Genomic DNA, 18,746 nt, shown 5'->3' with positions numbered 1-18,746 from the left:
CGACCGGTCCGTCCGTCCCCCAGCATCCGGGACGCCACCCGTGGGCACGCGACCGTGCCGGTAGCGTGTCGCCGCCCGCGCGCACCGTCGCGGGCACACCCCCGGAGAGGAGCCGCCGTGCACGTCCTCGGCGCCGCGACCACCGTCGACAGCGGCGACACCGCGTGGGTGCTCACGAGCACCGCGCTGGTCCTGCTCATGACGCCCGGCCTGGCGTTCTTCTACGCCGGCATGGTCCGTTCCAAGCATGTCCTCGCGATGATCATGCAGAGCTTCGCGTGCATCGCGATCGTGTCCGTGACCTGGGTCGCGGTCGGCTACTCGCTCGCGTTCGACGACGACGCGGGCGGCGGCGTGGTCGGCGGCCTGCACCTCGTGGGCCTGGCGCACGCGGGCGTGGCCGTGCCGGGGATCCCGCTCACCGTGCCGGCGTACGCGTTCGTGCTGTTCCAGATGCTCTTCGCGGTGCTCACTGCGGCGCTCATCAGCGGGGCCTCGGCCGACCGCGTCCGGTTCGAGTCGTTCGTCGTGCTGGTCGCCGTGTGGTCCGTCGTCGTCTACGCGCCCGTCGCGCACTGGGTGTTCTCGCCCGACGGCTGGCTGCGCCGCGCCGGCCTGCTGGACTTCGCCGGGGGAACCGTCGTCGAGGTGTGCTCGGGGGCGTCGGCGTTCGCGCTCGTCCTCGTGCTGGGCCCGCGACGCGGGTGGCCGCGCGAGATGATGGCACCCCACAACCTGCCCCTCACCCTGCTCGGCGCCGGCCTCCTGTGGGTGGGGTGGATCGGCTTCAACGCGGGCTCGGCGCTGGTCGCGGGGCAGCTCGCCGCGAGCGCGGCCCTCGCGACCCACCTCGCCGGCGTGGGCGGCATGATCGGCTGGCTGGCCCTGGAGAAGAAGGTCACCGGCAAGGCGACCACGCTGGGGGCCGCGTCGGGCGCCGTCGCCGGGCTCGTCGCGATCACGCCCGCGGCGGGGTACCTCCAGCCGCTGCCCGCGCTCGCGCTCGGGGTCGTCGCAGGCGTCGTCTGCCTGTTCGCGATCCGCCTGAAGTTCCGGTTCCGGTACGACGACTCGCTCGACGTCGTCGCGGTGCACTACGTCGGCGGGGTGGTCGGCACGCTCGCGGTCGGGCTGCTCGCGGCGCGCGCGGTGAACCCCGCGGTCGTCCACGAGGGCCTGCTGCTCGGCGGCGGCGCGGGGCAGCTCGCGGTGCAGGCCGGCGGGGTGCTGGCCGTGAGCGCGTTCGCGTTCGCCGCCACGTTCGTGCTGGCGAAGGTCGTGCAGCGCACGATGGGCCTCCGGGTGCACCCGGACGACGAGCACGCCGGGCTCGACGCGAGCCAGCACGCCGAGTCGGCCTACGAGCTCACGACGACCTCGACGATCGGGCGCCAGCAGCACTGATCGCGGGCCCGGGGGAGCTCCCGCGCCACCCTCAGTCAGGAGGCGTCAGGCGGGGCTCCATCCGAGGCGCGCGCCGGCGAGCACGTGGCCGTGCACATGGAAGACGCTCTGCCCGGCGGACTCGCCGGTGTTGAACACGAGCCGGAACTCGCCCTCGTCGAGGTCGGTGGCGACCTGCTGGGCGAGGGCGACGACCTCCGCCAGGAGGGCCGGGTCGGCGGCGGCGAGGGCCGCGACGTCGCGATGGTGCTCGCGCGGCACGACGAGCACGTGCACGGGGGCCTTCGGGGCGACGTCGCGGAAGGCGACGGCCCGGTCGGTGGTGGCGACGACGTCCGCGGGGACGTCGCCGGCGACGATCTTGCAGAACAGGCAGTCGGGGGTGCTCATCCCTGCACGCTAGCGGGCGGGGTCGCGATGATACGCCTTGGATCACTTCTGATCGCCCTTTGATCAATAGGTGATCGAAAAGTTGGCGTCGGCGCGAGTGCCGTCGTAGCGTGCCCGAGGCAATCAGGCCTGCGCAGCACCGTACGTCCGGTGCCGACCCCACGCAGGTCTTCCGTGCAGGGGCACGCACGAAGGAGTGGCATGAGGGTCGTCGCAGACGTCAGCTCAGGCATCCACCTCAACCTCGGTTGGGTGGACTACCTGATGATCGTGGTGTATTTCGCGGTCGTGATCGGGATCGGGTTCGTCGCGCGCAGCCAGGTGCGCACGAGCATGGACTTCTTCCTCTCGGGCCGCCGCATGCCCGCGTGGATCACCGGCCTCGCGTTCGTCGCGGCCAACCTCGGCGCGACCGAGATCATCGGGATGGCCGCCAACGGCGCCCAGATCGGGATGTCGACGCTGCACTACTACCTCATCGGCGCAGTGCCGGCGATGGTGTTCCTCGGCCTCGTGATGATGCCGTTCTACTACGGCTCCAAGGTGCGGTCCGTGCCCGAGTTCATGCTCCGGCGGTTCGGCAAGGCGCCGCACGCCGTGAACTCGATCGCGTTCGCCGTGTCCAACGTCCTCATCGCCGGCATCAACCTCTACGCCATGGCGATCATCATCGAGGCGATGCTCGGCTGGTCCCTCTGGATCGCGATCCTCGTCTCCGCCGGGTTCGTCCTCGTCTACATCACCCTCGGTGGCCTCTCGTCCGCGATCTACAACGAGGTGCTGCAGTTCTTCGTGATCCTCGCGGGCCTCATCCCGCTGACGATCGTCGGGCTGCACCGCGTCGGTGGCTGGAGCGGCCTCGAGGACTCGTTCGCGAAGACCGACCCCCTGCACCTGTCCGCCTGGAAGGGCACCGGGATCGGCGACGTCACCAACCCCATCGGCGCGAACTGGCTCGCGATCGTCCTCGGCCTCGGGTTCGTCCTGAGCTTCGGCTACTGGACGACGAACTTCACCGAGGTCCAGCGCGCGTTCTCCGCGAAGAACATGTCGGCCGCACGCCGCACCCCGCTCATCGCGGCGTTCCCGAAGCTGTTCATCCCGTTCATCGTCGTGATCCCGGGCCTCATCGCCGCCGCGGTCATCGGCGACCAGTTCGCCGACCCGAGCTCCGGGCTGACCTACAACGACGCCATCCCGAAGCTCATGCAGATGTACCTGCCGACGGGCGTCCTGGGCGTCGCCGTCACGGGTCTGCTCGCGTCCTTCATGGCCGGCATGGCCGCCAACGTGTCGAGCTTCAACACGGTGTTCACCTACGACATCTGGCAGCGGTACATCAAGCCGAAGATGCCGGACGCGCACTACCTCAAGGTGGGGCGCTGGGTCACCGTCGTCGGCGTCGTGGTCGGCATCGGCACCGCGTTCATCGCGGCCCGGGCCGAGAACATCATGACGTACATGCAGACGCTGTTCTCCTTCTTCAACGCGCCGCTGTTCGCCGTCTTCATCATCGGCCTGCTGTGGAAGCGCATGACGACGCAGGCGGCCCTGTGGTCCTACCTCGCCGGCATCGCCGCGCCGACCATCGTGTGGATCGCCTACCTCAACGACGACAGCCTGTTCGGGTCGGCCACCGCCGAGACGATGTACGGCGCGATCATCTCGTTCGTCACCGTGGTCGTCGTGGCCGGGATCATCACCCCGTTCACGAAGCCGCGTGACGTCTCCGAGCTCGGCGGCCTCGTGTACGGCGTCGGCAAGGTCGACGTCCGGGCCGGCGCCGTCGCGTCCGACACCGCCTGGTACCGCTCGCCCGCCCTGCTCGGCACGGTCGCGCTCGTCCTGTGCGTCGCCCTCTACCTGCCGTTCCTGTGACCCCCGAGGAGCACACCGTGAGCAACAGCAACGAGTCCCGGCACGAGCCGATGCCCGACGGCATCATCGAGCAGCGGGTGCCGCTCAGCCAGGCCGAGCAGGACGCGCACGTGCGCGCCACACGGCGCTTCGACCTGCGGCGCATCATCGGCGCGCTGTTCGTGCTGTACGGCGCGATCGTGCTGATCGTCGGCCTCGCCGACCCGACGGGCGACAAGGCCAAGACGGGCGGCATCGCCATCAACATCTGGACCGGCATCGGGATGCTGATCGTCGGAGGCCTGTTCTTCCTCTGGGACCACCTGCGTCCCGTGCCCGCCGAGGACATCCTCGCGAGCTACGCCGAGGAAGAGGAAGACCGCGCCGCCGGCGAGGGCCGCGCCGAGGGCTGACCCTCTCGCCTCACCCTCCCGTCCCGTCTGCCGAGCAGGGGGTTGGCCACGCTCTGACGCGTCAGAGCGTGGCCAACCCCCTGCTCGTCGCGGGAGAAGCGCCTGCTCAGGCCCAGCGGCCGAGGCGCTCGCAGAGCAGCGCCAGCGCCGTCGGCCCGGCCGTCGACGTGCGCAGCACGTGCGGACCGAGCACGACGACCTGCGCGCCCACGGCGACGAGGCGCTCGACCTCGTCGTCCGAGATGCCGCCCTCGGGCCCGACGACGACGAGCACCGAGGGCATCCCAGGGATCCCCGGCGTCGGCAGCGCAGCGTCCGACCACGTCGTCGTGGCGTCCTCGTGCAGGACGAGCACCGCTCCCCCGTCGGACACGGTCCGCTCGGCGAGCCGGACGAGCGCCTTGCCGTCGACGACCTGCTCGACGTCGGGCACCCGCGCCCGGCGCGCCTGCTTGGCCGCCGCGCGCACGGTCGAGACCCACTTCGCGTGCGCCTTCGTCGCGCGGTCCCCCCGCCACACGACCACGGACCGCTCCGACTGCCACGGCACGACGGCGTCGACGCCGAGCTCGGTCGCGGCCTCGATGGCGAGGTCGTCCCGGTCGCCCTTCGCGAGCGCCTGGACGAGCACGAGCCGCACCCCGGGTGCTGGCTCGACCACGACGTCCTCGACCCTCAGCACCAGCCCGTCGCGGTCGGCCTCGACGACCACGCCGAGCAGGCGCGTGCCGCGCCCGTCGACGACGTCGACCCGCTCCCCCGCGTGCCGGCGCTGCACGACAGCCGCGTGCCGGCCCTCGGCGCCGCCCAGCACGAACGTGCCGCCGGGCCGGACGGCCGACAGGTCGGCGTCCGCGTCCGCGAGGAAGACGGGTGCGCTCACCGGCCGGAGAGCTTGTCGCGCAGCCGGTTGAAGACCCCGCCGTGGCTCGCGGCGAGCTTCGGCTCGGGCTTCTCCTCGCCGCGCAGCGCCGCGAGCTGGCGGAGCAGCTCGGCCTGCTCGTCGTCGAGGGCCGTCGGGACGCTCACGTCCACGTGGACGCGGAGGTCGCCGCGACCGGAGCCGTTGAGGTGCCCCACGCCGAGGTTCTTCAGCGTGACGACCTGAGCCGGCTGCGTGCCCGCCTTGAGGTCGACCTCCTGCTCGCCGTCGAGGGTCTCGAGCGTCATACGGGCGCCGAGGGCGGCCGCGGTCATCGGGACCTCGAGGGTGCAGTGCAGGTCGTCGCCGCGGCGCACGAACGTCGGGTGCGCGCGCTCCCGGATCTCGACGTACACGTCGCCGGCGGGGCCGCCGCCGGGGCCGACCTCGCCCTGCGCGGTGAGCCGGATGCGCGTGCCCGTCTCGACGCCCGCGGGGACGTTGACCGACAGGGTGCGCCGCTGCCGCACGCGACCCTCGCCGCCGCACTCCTGGCACGGCTCCGGGATGACGGTGCCGTGGCCCTGGCAGGCGGAGCACGGGGCCGTCGTCATGATCTGGCCGAGGAACGAGCGCTGGACCCGCTGGATCGAGCCGGCGCCCTTGCACACGTCGCAGCGGTGCATCGTCGTGCCGGGGCGGCAGCACGTGCCGCCGCACTCCGTGCACACGACCGCGGTCTCGACCGGCACGTCCTTCTTGGCGCCGAACACGACCTCGGGGAGCTCGAGGTCGAGCGGCAGGAGCGCGTCCTGGCCGCGGCGGGCGCGCGGGATCGGGCCCTGCTGCGCCTGGCCGCCGCCGAAGAACGTCTCGAAGATGTCCTGGAAGCCGAAGCCGCCCGCACCGCCGCCCATGCCGCCGCCGGGCGCCGTCGGGTCGACGCCCAGGTCGTACTGCTGGCGCTTGTCCGGGTTGGACAGCACCTCGTACGCGCGCGACACGTCCTTGAAGCGGTCCTCGGCCTCGGGGCCGGCCACGTCGGGGTGCAGCTCGCGTGCCAGCTTGCGGTACGCCTTCTTGATCTGGTCGGCGCTCGCATCGCGCGGGACACCGAGGATCTCGTAGTAGTCGTTCAACACGTCACTCTCTGCTGGTTGTTCGAAGCTGTTCTGGCGGTCAGCCGGCCAGGATCCTGCTCAGGTAGCGGGCGACCGCGCGGACCGCCGCGATCGTCGCCGGATAGTCCATGCGGGTCGGGCCGATCGAGCCGATCGTCGCGACACCGCTCTGCACCCCGGTGAGACCGCCGCCGTCGACGCCGTAGCCCGTCGTCACGATGGACGTCTCGACGAGGCCGTCGAGCTGGGTCTCGTGCCCGATGCGCACACGCACCCCGGTGCGGTCGGCGACGTCCTCGGACATCTCGGTGAGGAGCCCGAGCAGCACGACCTGCTCCTCGAGCGCCTCGAGGACGGGCCGCAGCGCGTGCTCGAACCGCATGCCGGTGCGCGCGAGGTTCGCGGTGCCCGCGAGGACGATGCGCTCCTCGCTCTCCTCTGCGAGCGTGCTCACGACGACGTCGGTGACCCGCTGGGCGAGCACCCGGTCGTCGTCGTCCTCGAACGCGAGCGCCACCTCCGCGTACGCCGCGCCGAGGTCGACGAGGGTGCGCCCCACGGACGCGGCGTTGACGCGCGCCCGCAGCGCGGCGAGGGTGCCCTCGTCGGGCAGCGCGGTCAGCTCGAGCATGCGCTGCTCGACGCGTCCCGTGTCCGTGATGATGACGACGAGCAGGCGTGTCTCCCCCACCCCGACGAGCTCGAGGTGGCGCAGGCCGGACCGGCGCAACGACGGGTACTGCACGAGCGCGACCTGGCCGGTCAGCTCGGCGAGGAGCCGCCCGGAGCGGGCGATGACGTCGTCGAGGTCGACGGCGCCGCCGAGGAACTGCTCGATCGCGTGGCGCTCGGGCTGGGACAGCGGCTTGACGGTCGTGAGCCGGTCCACGAAGAGGCGGTACCCCTTGTCGGTGGGCACCCGGCCCGCCGACGTGTGGGGCTGCGCGATGTAGCCCTCCTCCTCGAGGACGGCCATGTCGTTGCGGATCGTGGCGGACGACACGCCGAGGTCGTGGCCCTCCGTGATGGCGCGCGAGCCCACGGGCTCGCGCGTGCGGACGTAGTCCTCCACGATCGCGCGCAGCACCTGGAGGCGTCGTTCCTCGCTCACGATGTCCTCGTCGGTCCTCTCGTCCGGTCGTCCCGTGGTGCGCGGTCCGACGCGCGGCGGCCCGCGCGACACCCGGCGGTGACGCGCGGTGGCACTCTCGGACCCCGAGTGCCAATCCTACGCCGTGCCCCGGACGCGTCCGGGGCGGGCGCGGCGCGTCATGTGGAGGACTCGGCAGGGTCCCGTGACCGCACCCGCGCGTCCAGGACGGCGATGACGAGCGCGACGAGCACCAGGCCGACCGTCACCAGGAGGCCCTTCCCGACGGCCTCGGCCTGCGACGCGCCCGACGCGAGCGCCCCGTAGTCCATCGACAGCACCGCCGAGATGCCGATCGCGGACCCGATCCGCTGACCCACCTGCAGCATCGAACCGGCCACCCCCGCGTACCGGACGGGCACCTCGGCCAGGGTGAGCGTCTGGTTCGGCGCGATGACGAGGCCCGAGCCGGCACCCGCGACGCACTGCGTGCACGCCACCACGACGCACACGAGCGCCGCGTCGCCGGGCTGCGCGTCGATGACCCGGATCGCGGTGTCCGTGCCCACCAGGCCGATGACGACGACCACCAGACCGACCACCACGAGCGGTCGTCCCCACCGGGCGACCGCCCGCCCGGACAGCAGGGCCGACGTCCCCGACGCGATCGCGAACGGCAGCCCGACGAGACCCGCCTGCAGCGCCGACAGACCCAGCCCGTCCTGTAGGTAGAGCGTCACGACGAGGAACACGCTCGTGAACCCCGCGAAGTACGCGAGCCCGAGCAGCGACCCGAACCGGAACGAGCGCAGCCGCAGGACGTCCGGCGCCAGCACCGGGTCGCGGCCGACGCGTGCCTCGCGCCGCTCCCAGCCGATCGTCGCGACGGCCCCCAGCGCGGCCACGAGCAGCCACCACCAGCGGGCCGGGTCGTCGCCCGTCCCCGTCGTCGTCACGAACGGCACCATGACGGCCACGGTGGTCAGCGCGACGAGGACCAGGCCGCCCGGGTCGAGACCTGCCCGACGGCCCCGCGTCCCGCGCGGCACCACGCGCAGCGCCGCGACGAGGACGACCGCGATGATCGGCACGTTGATGCCGAAGACCCAGCGCCAGCCGGAGTCCTCGCCGAACACCTGGATGATCACGCCGCCGAGCAGCGGGCCGACCGCGGTCGCGACCCCGACCGTGGCGCCGAACATCCCGAACGCGCGCGCCCGCTCGTACCCGCGGAACTCCTGCTGGATCATCCCGGTGATCTGGGGGCTCACCAGGCCCGCGCACGCACCCTGGAACAGGCGGGCGACGGCGAGCCACTCGTCCGTCGGCGAGAGCCCGGCGGCGAGGCTCGCGACCGCGAACGCCACCAGACCGCCGACGAAGAGGAACCGCCTCGAGCCGGCGTCCCCGAGCCGTCCGGCTGGGACCAGCACCAGGCCGAACGCGAGCGTGTACCCCGCGACGACGAGCTGCAGGCTCGTCGCCGACGCGTGCAGCGAGTGCTGGATCGACGGCATCGCCACGTTGACGATCGACACGTCGAGCAGCGTCACGAAGCCTGCCGACAGGCAGACGGCGAGCACCTTCCAGCGGCGGGGGTCGGTGGCCTGGTCGCCCGCCGGCCCGTCGGCCGCCGTGGCGGCGCGCTGGTGCCCGGTCGGCAGGTCGCGGTGGTCCGGCGCGGCGGACGGCGAGGACGAGTCGGTCACCCCACGGTGCTACCACGGCGTGGGACGCGGCGCGCGGCGCGGGCCGACCGTAAGGTGACGCGGTGGCCCCGGAGACTTCGCACGAGACGACCCCCTACGACCGCTACGGCACCGACGTCCTCGGGTCCGGCACCGGCACCGGACCCGGCGCGCGCGGGTCGTCGCACCACCGCGCCCGACCCGTCTCGCGCCCGCTCGCGGCGGAGCACGGGCTCGTGGTCGAGGAGGTGCAGACCGGCTGGGTCGGCGCGGTCGTCCGCGTGGAGAAGTCCGGCGGGCTGCACGTCGTCGTCCTCGAGGACCGCCGCGGACGCACTCGCACGTTCCCGCTCGGCCCGGGGTTCTGGGTCGACGGGCAGCCCGTCGAGCTCACCGCGCCCGTGACCTCGCGCGCCCCGCAGCCGCCCGCCCGCACCGCGTCCGGGTCGCGTGCCGTCGTCGGGCAGCGCGCCCGGGTGGCCCGCGGCTCCCGCATCTGGGTCGAGGGCAAGCACGACGCCGAGCTCGTCGAGAAGGTGTGGGGCGACGACCTCCGGGTCGAGGGCGTCGTGGTCGAGCTGCTCGACGGCGTCGACAACCTCACGGACGCGCTCGCCGACTTCCAGCCGACCGCCGAGCGACGCGTGGGCGTCCTCGTCGACCACCTCGTCCCCGGCTCGAAGGAGCGCCGGATCGCCGACGAGGCGCTACGGACGGTCCGCCCGGGGACCGTCCTCGTGCTCGGTCACCCGTACGTCGACGTGTGGCAGGCGGTCCGCCCGCAGCGCGTCGGGCTCGACACCTGGCCCACGATCGAGCGCGGCACCGAGTGGAAGCTCGGCATCTTGCGCGAGCTCGGGTGGCCTGCGGACGGCCCCGCGGACGTCGGTCTCGCGTGGAAGCGGATCCTCGGGACCGTCCGGACCTACGCCGACCTCGAGCCCAGCCTGCTCGGCCGCGTCGAGGAGCTCATCGACTTCGTGACCGCGTGACGGTCACTGACCGTAGACCGGCTGGCCGCTGAGGCGGCGGTACGCGTAGCCGACCGCGATGTACGAGGCCGGGATCGTGATGAACAGGCCGAGGCCGCACAGGACCGCGCCGCCGATGTTCAGGAGGAACAGCAGCACCAGGAGCCCCAGCACGGCACCGAAGTTCTTCGCGACGAGGCTCCAGCTCGTCTTGATGGCGTCGATGGCGGGCAGGTCCCGGTCGAGCGCCGCGTAGTACGTGAACGCCGAGAACAGCGCGAACACCAGGCCCGGGATGATGCACAGCACGAGCCCGATGCCCGTCCCGAGGCCCACGAGCAGCGCGGCGAGCACCACGTTGCCCATGTTGCGGACCTGGAAGAACGAGCCCACGTCGGGACGGTGGCCGGCGGTCTCGCGCAGCGCGCCGTTCGTGAGGAAGGCCGTGATGAAGTACGAGACGACCAGGCCCACGAGGTTGAGCAGGACCCCCGCGATGCCGAAGTGGAACTTGAAGTCGCCGTCCGAGTCGGTGAAGTCCGACGCGCCTCTCGTGATGAGACCCCAGATCACGTTGAACGCGAGCAGGATCAGGGCGAGCAGGAACCACGACCCGAAGTTCTTGAACAGGGTCCGGAACCCGTAACCGATCGCGTCGCCGATGATGCTGCCCTGGACCTGACCTGTCGGGGGCGGGGCCGCTGGATAGCCCCCGGGGACGAACTGGTCCTGCGGCTGCTGGCCGTAGCCGTACGGCTGCTGCGGAGGCGGGTAGCTCCCGGGATCGGGCTGGCCGTACGGCTGCTGGCCGTACGGCTGCTGGCCGTACGGCTGCTGCGCGTACGGCTGCTGCGGCGGCGGGAAGCCGCCGGGTGCGGGCTGCCCGTAGGGCTGCTGCTGACCGGGGGGAGGCGGGTAGCCGCCCGGTGCGGCAGGAGGCTCGGTGGGCGGAGCGGACGGCGGCTCCGTGGGCTGCGACGGCGGCGCCGGCTCCTGCGGTGCAGCGGGCTCCTGCGGCGTTGCCGGCTCGTCCGGGTCCGGCTTGTCAGGGCCGGTCATGTTGTCGCTCATGGTCTCGTCCCTCGGGTCGGTCCGTGCCCGCGACGCTGGCGCGCGCCGTCGTGCCGGGGGCGCTCCCCCAGGACCCACCTTCCCGCAGGTCAGGGCGCAGGGCACCCCGAGAGCACCCGTCAGACCGTGAGGTCGCGCACCACCGCGTCGGCGAGCAGGCGCCCGCGCAGCGTGAGGAGAGCGCGCCCGCCGACGGCCGCCCGGCCGTCGAGCAGCCCGTCCGCGACGAGGCCGGCGACGGCGCGCCGCCCGTCGGGCTCGAGCGCCGCGAGGTCGAGACCCTCGTCGAGGCGGACCTGCAGCATGACCCGCTCGAGGACCGCCTCGTCGTGCGTGAGCAGCTCACGCCCCGCGGCGGGGCTCGTGCCGGCCTCGAGCATCGTGGCGTAGCGCCGCGGGTGCTTGACGTTCCACCAGCGGACCCCGGCGTGGCCGCTCGCGGGGACGGCACCGTCCGCGGACGCCGCCGTCGGGCCGCCGACGTACGAGTGGGCGCCCGGTCCGACACCCCACCAGTCGTCGCCGCGCCAGTACGCCAGGTTGTGCCGGCACGCGTGACCGCCCGTGCTGCCGCCGCGCGCCCAGTTGCTCACCTCGTACCAGTCGAGTCCGGCGGCGGTGAGCGCCGTGTCGGCCAGCTCGTACTTCGCGGCCTGGTCGTCCTCGGTGGGCAGGGGGAGCTCGCCGCGGCGCACCTGGGCGAACATCTTGGTGCCGGGCTCCACCACGAGCGCGTAGGCCGACACGTGGTCGACGCCCGTCGCGACGACGGTGTCCAGGCTCGCGCGCCAGTCGTCGAGGCTCTCCCCCGGCGTGCCGTAGATGAGGTCGAGCGAGACGTCCAGCCCCGCGTCGCGCGCCCACGCGACGACGTCCGGGATGCGGCGCGGGTCGTGCGTGCGGTCGAGCGTCGCGAGGACGTGCGGGACCGCGGACTGCATCCCGAAGCTCACGCGCGTGAACCCGGCGGCGGCGAGGGTGCGCAACGACTCGGGGGTCACCGAGTCGGGGTTCGCCTCCGTCGTGACCTCCACGCCGGGGGCCAGGCCCCACGCGTCACGGACGCCGCCGAGGATCGCTGCCAGGTCGTCGGCGGGGAGCACGGTCGGCGTCCCGCCGCCGAAGAACACGGTCGAGACGGGACGCGACGGGACGCCCGAGCGGTCCAGGACGTCGCGGGCGAGTCCCACCTCGCGCAGCGCGGTCGCCGCGTACGACGCCTGCGACGCCCCGCCGCCGAGCTCCGCGGACGTGTACGTGTTGAAGTCGCAGTACCCGCACCGCACCGTGCAGAACGGCACGTGCACGTACACCCCGAACGCGCGCTCCGTCGGGCCGGCGACCCACTCCGGGAGCGACCCGTCCGCCGGGACGGGCTCGCCGTCGGGGAGCGCGGGGCTCACTTCTTCTTCGCGTCCTTGGCGTCGCCCTTGCCGCCGCCCGCGTCGCTCGACAGCGCGGCGATGAAGGCCTCCTGGGGGACGTCCACGCGACCGATGGTCTTCATGCGCTTCTTGCCCTCCTTCTGCTTCTCGAGGAGCTTGCGCTTACGGGTGATGTCACCGCCGTAGCACTTCGCGAGGACGTCCTTGCGGATCGCGCGGATCGTCTCGCGGGCGATGACGCGCGCGCCGACGGCCGCCTGGATCGGCACCTCGAACTGCTGGCGCGGGATGAGCTCGCGCAGCTTGCCCGTCATCATCACGCCGTACGCGTACGCCTTGTCCTTGTGGACGATGGCGCTGAACGCGTCCACCGTCTCGCCCTGGAGCAGGATGTCGACCTTCACGAGGTCGGCCACCTGGTCGCCGACGCGCTCGTAGTCGAGGCTCGCGTAGCCGCGCGTGCGGGACTTGAGCTGGTCGAAGAAGTCGAACACGATCTCGGCCATCGGCAGCATGTAGCGCAGCTCGACGCGGTCCTCGGACAGGTAGTCCATGCCCTGCAGCTCGCCGCGCTTGGACTGGCTGAGCTCCATGATCGCGCCGATGAACTCGCTCGGCGCCAGGATCGTCGCCCGGACGACGGGCTCACGGACCTCGCCGATCTTGCCGCCGGGGAACTCGCTCGGGTTGGTGACCGTCACGACGCTCTTGTCCTCGAGCGCGACCTCGTAGACCACGTTGGGTGCGGTCGAGATGAGGTCGAGGTCGAACTCCCGCTCGAGGCGCTCGCGGATGATCTCGAGGTGGAGCAGGCCGAGGAACCCGACACGGAAGCCGAAGCCGAGCGCGACCGACGTCTCCGGCTCGTAGTTGAGCGCCGCGTCGTTGAGCTTGAGCTTGTCGAGCGCGTCGCGCAGCACCGGGTAGTCGGTGCCGTCGATCGGGTAGAGGCCGGAGAACACCATCGGCTTCGGGTCGGAGTACCCGCCCAGCGCCTCTGCCGCGGGCTTGCCCGCGTTGGTGACGGTGTCGCCGACCTTCGACTGGCGCACGTCCTTCACACCCGTGATGAGGTAGCCGACCTCGCCGACCCCGAGGCCCTTGGTGGGCACCGGCTCCGGGGAGATGACGCCGATCTCGAGCAGCTCGTGGGTCGCCTTCGTCGACATCATGGCGATCCGCTCGCGCGGGTTGAGGTTGCCGTCGACCACACGCACGTAGGTCACCACGCCGCGGTACGTGTCGTAGACCGAGTCGAAGATCATGGCACGCGCAGGGGCGTCGGCGTCACCGACCGGCGGTGGCACCAGCTCGACGATGCGGTTCAGCAGGTCCTCGACGCCGGCGCCCGTCTTGCCGGACACCCTGAGGCAGTCCTCGGGATCGCCGCCGATGAGTCCCGCGAGCTCCTCCGCGTACTTCTCCGGCTGCGCAGCCGGCAGGTCGATCTTGTTGAGGACCGGGATGATCGTCAGGTCGTTCTCGAGCGCCAGGTACAGGTTGGCCAGCGTCTGCGCCTCGATGCCCTGCGCCGCGTCGACGAGCAGCACCGCGCCCTCGCACGCCGCGAGCGACCGCGAGACCTCGTACGTGAAGTCGACGTGACCGGGCGTGTCGATCATGTTCAGCGCGTACGGAACCTCCGCGGCCGCCGGGTCGCCCGCCGGGGCGACCGCCCACGGCATACGCACCGCCTGCGACTTGATGGTGATCCCGCGCTCGCGCTCGATGTCCATCCGGTCGAGGTACTGGGCGCGCGCCGCGCGCGCGTCCACGACGCCCGTGAGCTGCAGCATGCGGTCGGCGAGAGTCGACTTGCCGTGGTCGATGTGCGCGATGATGCAGAAGTTGCGCAGCAGCTCGGGCGGCGTCGCGGCGGGCTTGATGCGCGCGGCACCGGCGGCACTGGGGATGGGAGGCACGGGGCGAGGGCTCCTGCGGTCGACCGGATCTTGTCGTCGGCGGGCGGATTGCACCCTGGTCGGGCGGCCCACGAGACAGCACCATTGTCCCATGACGCACGACACACGGACCGCCACCGCCGTAGTCACCGACCAGCCGACGGTCGTGCCCGACCCGGTCTGCATGCTGACCGCCGCTCAGGAGTCGTTCGCCGACCTCCTCGCCGGCGCCGACCCCGAGGCGGCGGTGCCGACGTGCGCGCCCTGGCGGGTCGCCGACCTGGCGCTGCACCTCGCCGGCGTGCACTGGTGGGCGTCGGCCATGGCCCTCGGCGTGTCCCTCGGCGGCCCCGACCCGTCGACGCCGCGCGAGACCGAGCGGCTCGTCGAGATCTACGGCTGGGCGTCCGGGCACCTGCGCGCGACCCTGCTCGAGCGGCCGCTCGAGGCCCCCGCGCTCACGCTCGACGGCCCCGGGTACGCGGGCTTCTGGTACCGCCGGCAGCTCCACGAGACGCTCGTGCACCTCGTCGACCTCGGCGTCGCCACGGGACGCCGAGCGCCGGACGTCGCGCGCGACACCCCGGCCGCGGTCTGGGCTGACACGGTCGACGAGGTCGTCACGGTGATGCACCCGCGCCAGGTCCGTCTCGGGCGCGCACCCGCCCCGACCGTCGCCGTCGACCTCGTCGCGACCGACGTGCACGGGCCGTCCGGCGCGATCGTCATCGCACCCCCGCACAGCACCTGGCGCATCGGGCCGTCGGGCGGCCTGTCAGACGCGGACGGCGCGCCCGCCGCTGCACCGGACGCGGTCGTCACCGGACCGGCGTGGGCGCTCGCGCTGCTCGTGTGGGGACGCGTCGACGCGGACGACCCGCACCTCGAGATCACCGGGGGGGCCGACAGGACGGCCGCGGTGCGGTCCGTCCTGGGCCGCACGCTCGTCCCCTGACCCTCGAGGGCGCTCGAGCGCTCGCCGACCATGTCGATCCCGCCCGCCGACCCTGTGGTCCGCGCCCTCGGGAGCGTCCGGACGGGCCGACATCACATGGTCGGCGGGCTGAGCGGGGCCGGTCAGGCCGTGCGGGTGATCCGCACGGTCACGTCCAGCGCGCTCGTCGCCGTCCCCGCGTACACGCCCTTGAGGGGCGAGACGTCGCGGTACTCGCGCCCACGCCCCAGCACGACGTGGTCGGACGCCACGAACGCGCGGTTCGTCGGGTCGAACGCGCGCCAGCCGCCGGCCCACCACTCGATCCAGGCGTGCGACTCCCCCTCGACGGTCTCCCCGACCTCCGCGTCGGGGCGCGGGTGCAGGTACCCGGAGACGTACCGGGCAGGGATGCCGAGCGCGCGCAGCGCCCCGAGGCACAGGTGCGACACGTCCTGGCAGACGCCCTTGCGGGCGTGCCAGGCCTCGCGCGCGGTCGTGTGAACGGTCGTGACGCCCGGCAGGTACTCGAGCCGGTCGCGGATCGCGCGGCACACGTCCTGCGCGACGGTGTCGGGGTCGCCGCCGCGGGGCGACACCGTCCGGGCGAGGTCGGCGACCTCGGGCGGGACGCTCGTGGTCTCGGAGTCCGCGAGGTATGCGGCCATCGTGTCCTGGAACACGGGTCCGGTGACGAAGTCCCACGAGTTGCCCTCGCCGGGCTCCCGCGGCGGACCGTCGGGCAGCTCGACGCTCGACGACGCGACGATCTCGAGCCGCTCGTGCGGTGCGAGGACCTCGAAGGTCGTCACGGACGTGCCCCAGTAGTCGACGTAGTCGTGCATCCACGTGTGCGGGTTCACGGACACCTGGGAGTCGAGCAGCCGCTGGCCGGGGCCCCGGCTCGGGGTCAGTCGCGCCTCGTTGTACGACGCGGCCACCGGGGCCGAGTACTCGAACGTCGTGGCGTGCACCACGCGCAGCACGGTCACAGGGCCTCTCCCATCCAGGTGGTCGCGGCCGCGGACGGGAAGTACCGGGCCTTGATGGCGTCGCTCGCCTCGGAGCAGCAGCGCTGCACATCCTCCATCGCGACGGGCAGCACCTCGAGCGTCTCGCCGACGGGCGAGTACTCCAGGGTCGCGCGCATGCGGGCGAGCTCGCGGCGCGCGTCGTTCGTGACGCCGCGCCGGTCGGCGGTCGGCTCGAGCAGACGCAGGCAGTCCTCGGCCGCGTCGAGGGCGTGCACGATCGACCGCGGGAAGAGCCGGTCGAGCAGCAGGAACTCGGCGGCCTTCTCGTCGGACGCGACCCCGCGGAACGTGCGCAGGAACGCCTCGTAGCCGCCCGCGGCGCGCAGCAGGGTCGACCAGCTCGGACCGGAGTCGCGCAGCTGAGCCTGCGTCTGGACGAGCCGTGCCGTCATGTCGGCCCGCTCGATCGAGCGGCCCAGCATCACGAACAGCCACGTCTCGTCGTGGCTCGTCGACGAGTCCATGATCCCGGCGACGATCGCCGCGCGCTCCCGCACCCAGCCGAAGTAGTCGTGGGGCCGGGCGAGCCGCATCGGCCCGGAGACCTGGTTGCGCGTCGTGTTGAGCGTCTCCCACAGCTCGGACGACACCGTCTCGCGGGCACGCCGCGCGTTCTCGCGCGCCGCGATCATGGAGCCTGCGATGGACGACGCGTCGAGCTGGTCGTGCGCGAGCAGCTGCATGACCCGGGCGCGGGTCACGAGCGTGCCGTCCGCAGGGACGGGGTGGTCCATCACCGCGAGGAGGGCACGCAGGGTGAGGTCCTCGGACGCCCACGGGTCTTCGGAGAGCGACTGGAGGTGCACGTCGAGGATGCGGGCCGTGTCGTCGGCGCGCTCCACGTACCGGCCGATCCAGAACAACGACTCCGCGATACGGCTCAGCACGTCGGACCTCCTGCCTGCTGCTGCTGCTGCTCGGGCTGCGACCGGTGCTTGTCGGCGGCCGGCTCGTGCTGCTGCCGGGCGACCTCGCGGACGGCCAGGTCGGGCCGGGCGGACGGATGACCGACGTCGGCGTCCTCCGCCTCGGCCACCGCGTCCTCGGCCTCGGTGATGGCCTCGGCCTCGAGCTCCTCGTCGGAGACGGGCTCGGCCCCGGCGTGCGTCCCGCCCGCCGGATGGTCGTGGACGGGACTGCCGAGCACCCACGTGTCCTTCGACCCGCCGCCCTGCGAGCTGTTGACGACGAGCTGGCCCTCGGGGAGCGCGACGCGCGTCAGGCCGCCCGGGAGCACCCAGACGTTCTCGCCGTCGTTGACCGCGAAGGGACGCAGGTCGACGTGCCGCGGCCGGAACCGGTCGTCGATGAGGGTGGGCGACGTCGACAGCTGCACGACCGGCTGCGCGATCCAGCCGCGCGGGTCGCGGCGCAGGCGCTCGCGCATCGCGTCGATCTCGTGCGCCGACGCCTGCGGGCCGACGAGGATGCCCTTGCCGCCCGCGCCGTCGACCGGCTTCACGACGAGCTCGGCGAGCCGGTCCACGACCTCCTCGAGCGCGTCGGGCTCCTCGAGCCGCCACGTGTCGACGTTCGCGATGATCGGCTGCTCGCCGAGGTAGTAGCGGATGAGGTCGGGCACGTACGTGTAGACGAGCTTGTCGTCCGCGACGCCGTTGCCGACCGCGTTCGCGAGCGTCACGTTGCCGAGGCGCGCGACGCCCATGAGCCCGGGGACGCCGAGGAGCGAGTCCGCCCGGAACTGGACCGGGTCGAGGAACGCGTCGTCGACGCGGCGGTAGATGACGTCGACGCGGCGGCGGCCCTCGGTGGTGCGCATCCACACGCGTCCCTGCGCGACGAACAGGTCGCGACCCTCGACGAGCTCGACACCCATGAGCCGTGCGAGCAGCGTGTGCTCGAAGTACGCCGAGTTGTAGACGCCGGGCGTCAGGACGACGACCGTGGGGTCGGGCACGCCCTCCGGCGCCGCCGCGATGAGCGCAGTGAGCAGCCGACGCGGGTACCCGATCACGGGACGGATCTGCAGCTTCGAGAACAGCTCCGGGAACGTCTGGGCCATCGCCCGGCGGTTCGAGATCACGTAGCTCACGCCCGACGGGATGCGGACGTTGTCCTCGAGCACCCGGAACCGGCCGTCGACGTCGCGCACCAGGTCGATGCCCGACACGTGCGCCCGCACGCCGTTCGGCGGCCGGATGCCGAACGCCTCCCGCTGGAACTCGGTCGACGACAGGATGAGCTTCTGCGGCACGACGCCGTCCGCGACGACCTGCTGGTCGCCGTACACGTCGTCGAGGAACGCCTCGAGCGCGCGGACGCGCTGCGAGACGCCCGTCGAGATCGTCGTCCACTCGTCCGCGTCGAGGACCCGCGGCACGACGTCGAGCGGGAACGGCCGCTCCTCGCCCGCGAAGTCGAACGTCACGCCCTGGTTGAGGTACGAGCGGGCGAGCGAGTCCGCGCGGGACGACACCTCGGCGGCACTGAGGCCCGCGAGCTGCTCGTGGACCGGGCCGCTCGACGTCCGCACCTCGAGCTCGTCGTCCAGCATCTCGTCCCAGGCGGGGAGCGCCGGGTAGTCGTGGAACAGGTCGGTCATGGCCCGGAGAATACGTCCACCCGGTGACCCGGGCGTCACCGGCGCGTCTCGGGGGTGTTGCG

16 protein-coding genes are annotated in these 18,746 nt (G+C 72.6%); 5 read left to right on the top strand and 11 right to left on the bottom strand.

The window, feature by feature from the left end; translation table 11 throughout:
- The first annotated feature begins 117 nt into the window (after window positions 1-117).
- On the top strand, window positions 118-1,404 hold the full coding sequence (locus tag CLV34_RS09575; RefSeq protein WP_245859152.1) for an ammonium transporter: 1,287 nt from the start codon (window positions 118-120) through the stop codon (window positions 1,402-1,404).
- 45 nt (window positions 1,405-1,449) lie between these two features.
- Here CLV34_RS09575 and CLV34_RS09570 read toward each other — a convergent pair whose 3' ends face one another.
- A complete protein-coding gene (locus CLV34_RS09570) occupies window positions 1,450-1,794 on the bottom strand; it encodes an HIT domain-containing protein (protein WP_100350067.1) in 345 nt (114 codons plus the stop codon).
- A gap of 201 nt (window positions 1,795-1,995) precedes the next feature.
- Here CLV34_RS09570 and CLV34_RS09565 point away from each other — a divergent pair, with 201 nt between their 5' ends.
- On the top strand, window positions 1,996-3,672 hold the full coding sequence (locus tag CLV34_RS09565; protein ID WP_100350066.1) for a sodium:solute symporter family protein: 1,677 nt from the start codon (window positions 1,996-1,998) through the stop codon (window positions 3,670-3,672).
- Between the two features lie 17 nt (window positions 3,673-3,689).
- Complete coding sequence (locus CLV34_RS09560; RefSeq protein ID WP_211289408.1) at window positions 3,690-4,064, top strand: hypothetical protein; 375 nt, start codon at window positions 3,690-3,692, stop codon at window positions 4,062-4,064.
- A 106-nt stretch (window positions 4,065-4,170) separates the two neighbouring features.
- Here CLV34_RS09560 and CLV34_RS09555 read toward each other — a convergent pair whose 3' ends face one another.
- From CLV34_RS09555 to CLV34_RS09540, 4 genes are all read right to left on the bottom strand, one after another.
- Window positions 4,171-4,947 carry a 16S rRNA (uracil(1498)-N(3))-methyltransferase gene (locus CLV34_RS09555; protein WP_100350065.1) on the bottom strand — a complete coding sequence of 259 codons (777 nt, stop codon included), beginning with the start codon at window positions 4,945-4,947 and terminating at the stop codon, window positions 4,171-4,173.
- A complete protein-coding gene (dnaJ, locus tag CLV34_RS09550; RefSeq protein WP_100350277.1) occupies window positions 4,944-6,065 on the bottom strand; it encodes a molecular chaperone DnaJ in 1,122 nt (373 codons plus the stop codon). Before dnaJ ends, CLV34_RS09555 begins: the two co-directional genes overlap by 4 nt.
- A 40-nt stretch (window positions 6,066-6,105) precedes the next feature.
- On the bottom strand, window positions 6,106-7,158 hold the full coding sequence (hrcA, locus tag CLV34_RS09545) for a heat-inducible transcriptional repressor HrcA (protein WP_100350276.1): 1,053 nt from the start codon (window positions 7,156-7,158) through the stop codon (window positions 6,106-6,108).
- A gap of 158 nt (window positions 7,159-7,316) precedes the next feature.
- On the bottom strand, window positions 7,317-8,846 hold the full coding sequence (locus CLV34_RS09540; protein ID WP_245859150.1) for an MFS transporter: 1,530 nt from the start codon (window positions 8,844-8,846) through the stop codon (window positions 7,317-7,319).
- Window positions 8,847-8,908: 62 nt separating this feature from the next.
- Here CLV34_RS09540 and CLV34_RS09535 point away from each other — a divergent pair, with 62 nt between their 5' ends.
- Window positions 8,909-9,817, top strand: coding sequence for a DUF3097 domain-containing protein (locus tag CLV34_RS09535; RefSeq protein WP_100350064.1), 909 nt, complete (start codon window positions 8,909-8,911; stop codon window positions 9,815-9,817).
- A gap of 3 nt (window positions 9,818-9,820) precedes the next feature.
- On the opposite strand, the gene CLV34_RS09530 is transcribed toward CLV34_RS09535, so the two are convergent.
- From CLV34_RS09530 to lepA, 3 genes are all read right to left on the bottom strand, one after another.
- Window positions 9,821-10,867 carry a DUF2189 domain-containing protein gene (locus tag CLV34_RS09530; protein WP_100350063.1) on the bottom strand — a complete coding sequence of 349 codons (1,047 nt, stop codon included), beginning with the start codon at window positions 10,865-10,867 and terminating at the stop codon, window positions 9,821-9,823.
- A gap of 119 nt (window positions 10,868-10,986) precedes the next feature.
- Window positions 10,987-12,270 (bottom strand): radical SAM family heme chaperone HemW, encoded by a 1,284-nt coding sequence (gene hemW, locus CLV34_RS09525; RefSeq protein WP_100350062.1) that lies wholly within the window; start codon window positions 12,268-12,270, stop codon window positions 10,987-10,989.
- Window positions 12,267-14,174, bottom strand: coding sequence for a translation elongation factor 4 (gene lepA / locus CLV34_RS09520; RefSeq protein WP_100350061.1), 1,908 nt, complete (start codon window positions 14,172-14,174; stop codon window positions 12,267-12,269). Before lepA ends, hemW begins: the two co-directional genes overlap by 4 nt.
- A 91-nt stretch (window positions 14,175-14,265) precedes the next feature.
- Between lepA and CLV34_RS16360 the strand changes: the two genes are divergently transcribed.
- Complete coding sequence (locus tag CLV34_RS16360) at window positions 14,266-15,108, top strand: maleylpyruvate isomerase family mycothiol-dependent enzyme (RefSeq protein ID WP_157803780.1); 843 nt, start codon at window positions 14,266-14,268, stop codon at window positions 15,106-15,108.
- A 122-nt stretch (window positions 15,109-15,230) separates the two neighbouring features.
- Here CLV34_RS16360 and CLV34_RS09510 read toward each other — a convergent pair whose 3' ends face one another.
- From CLV34_RS09510 to CLV34_RS09500, 3 genes are read right to left on the bottom strand one after another with little or no spacing between them, the layout of a single operon-like run.
- A complete protein-coding gene (locus tag CLV34_RS09510; protein WP_100350060.1) occupies window positions 15,231-16,079 on the bottom strand; it encodes a transglutaminase family protein in 849 nt (282 codons plus the stop codon).
- Window positions 16,076-17,008, bottom strand: a complete 933-nt coding sequence (locus CLV34_RS09505) for an alpha-E domain-containing protein (RefSeq protein ID WP_100350059.1) — start codon at window positions 17,006-17,008, stop codon at window positions 16,076-16,078. The genes CLV34_RS09510 and CLV34_RS09505 overlap by 4 nt, the downstream gene beginning before the upstream one ends.
- Complete coding sequence (locus CLV34_RS09500; protein WP_100350058.1) at window positions 17,002-18,684, bottom strand: circularly permuted type 2 ATP-grasp protein; 1,683 nt, start codon at window positions 18,682-18,684, stop codon at window positions 17,002-17,004. The genes CLV34_RS09505 and CLV34_RS09500 overlap by 7 nt, the downstream gene beginning before the upstream one ends.
- Window positions 18,685-18,746 lie beyond the last annotated feature (62 nt).

The sequence above is a fragment of the Luteimicrobium subarcticum genome, from assembly GCF_002798015.1.
In the GTDB taxonomy this organism is placed as follows: Bacteria; Actinomycetota; Actinomycetes; order Actinomycetales; family Cellulomonadaceae; genus Luteimicrobium; species Luteimicrobium subarcticum.
Note: the sequence above shows the minus strand (reverse complement) of the source record. Positions and strands in the feature narration are given on the sequence as shown.

Bases quoted from the DNA above. Each gene is read 5' to 3' on its own strand.
- CLV34_RS09500 (WP_100350058.1), bottom strand. From the start codon at position 18,684: ATGACCGACCTGTTCCACGACTACCCGGCGCTCCCCGCCTGGGACGAG.
- CLV34_RS09530 (WP_100350063.1), bottom strand. From the start codon at position 10,867: ATGAGCGACAACATGACCGGCCCTGACAAGCCGGACCCGGACGAGCCG.
- CLV34_RS09570 (WP_100350067.1), bottom strand. From the start codon at position 1,794: ATGAGCACCCCCGACTGCCTGTTCTGCAAGATCGTCGCCGGCGACGTC.
- CLV34_RS09565 (WP_100350066.1), top strand. From the start codon at position 1,996: ATGAGGGTCGTCGCAGACGTCAGCTCAGGCATCCACCTCAACCTCGGT.
- CLV34_RS16360 (WP_157803780.1), top strand. From the start codon at position 14,266: ATGACGCACGACACACGGACCGCCACCGCCGTAGTCACCGACCAGCCG.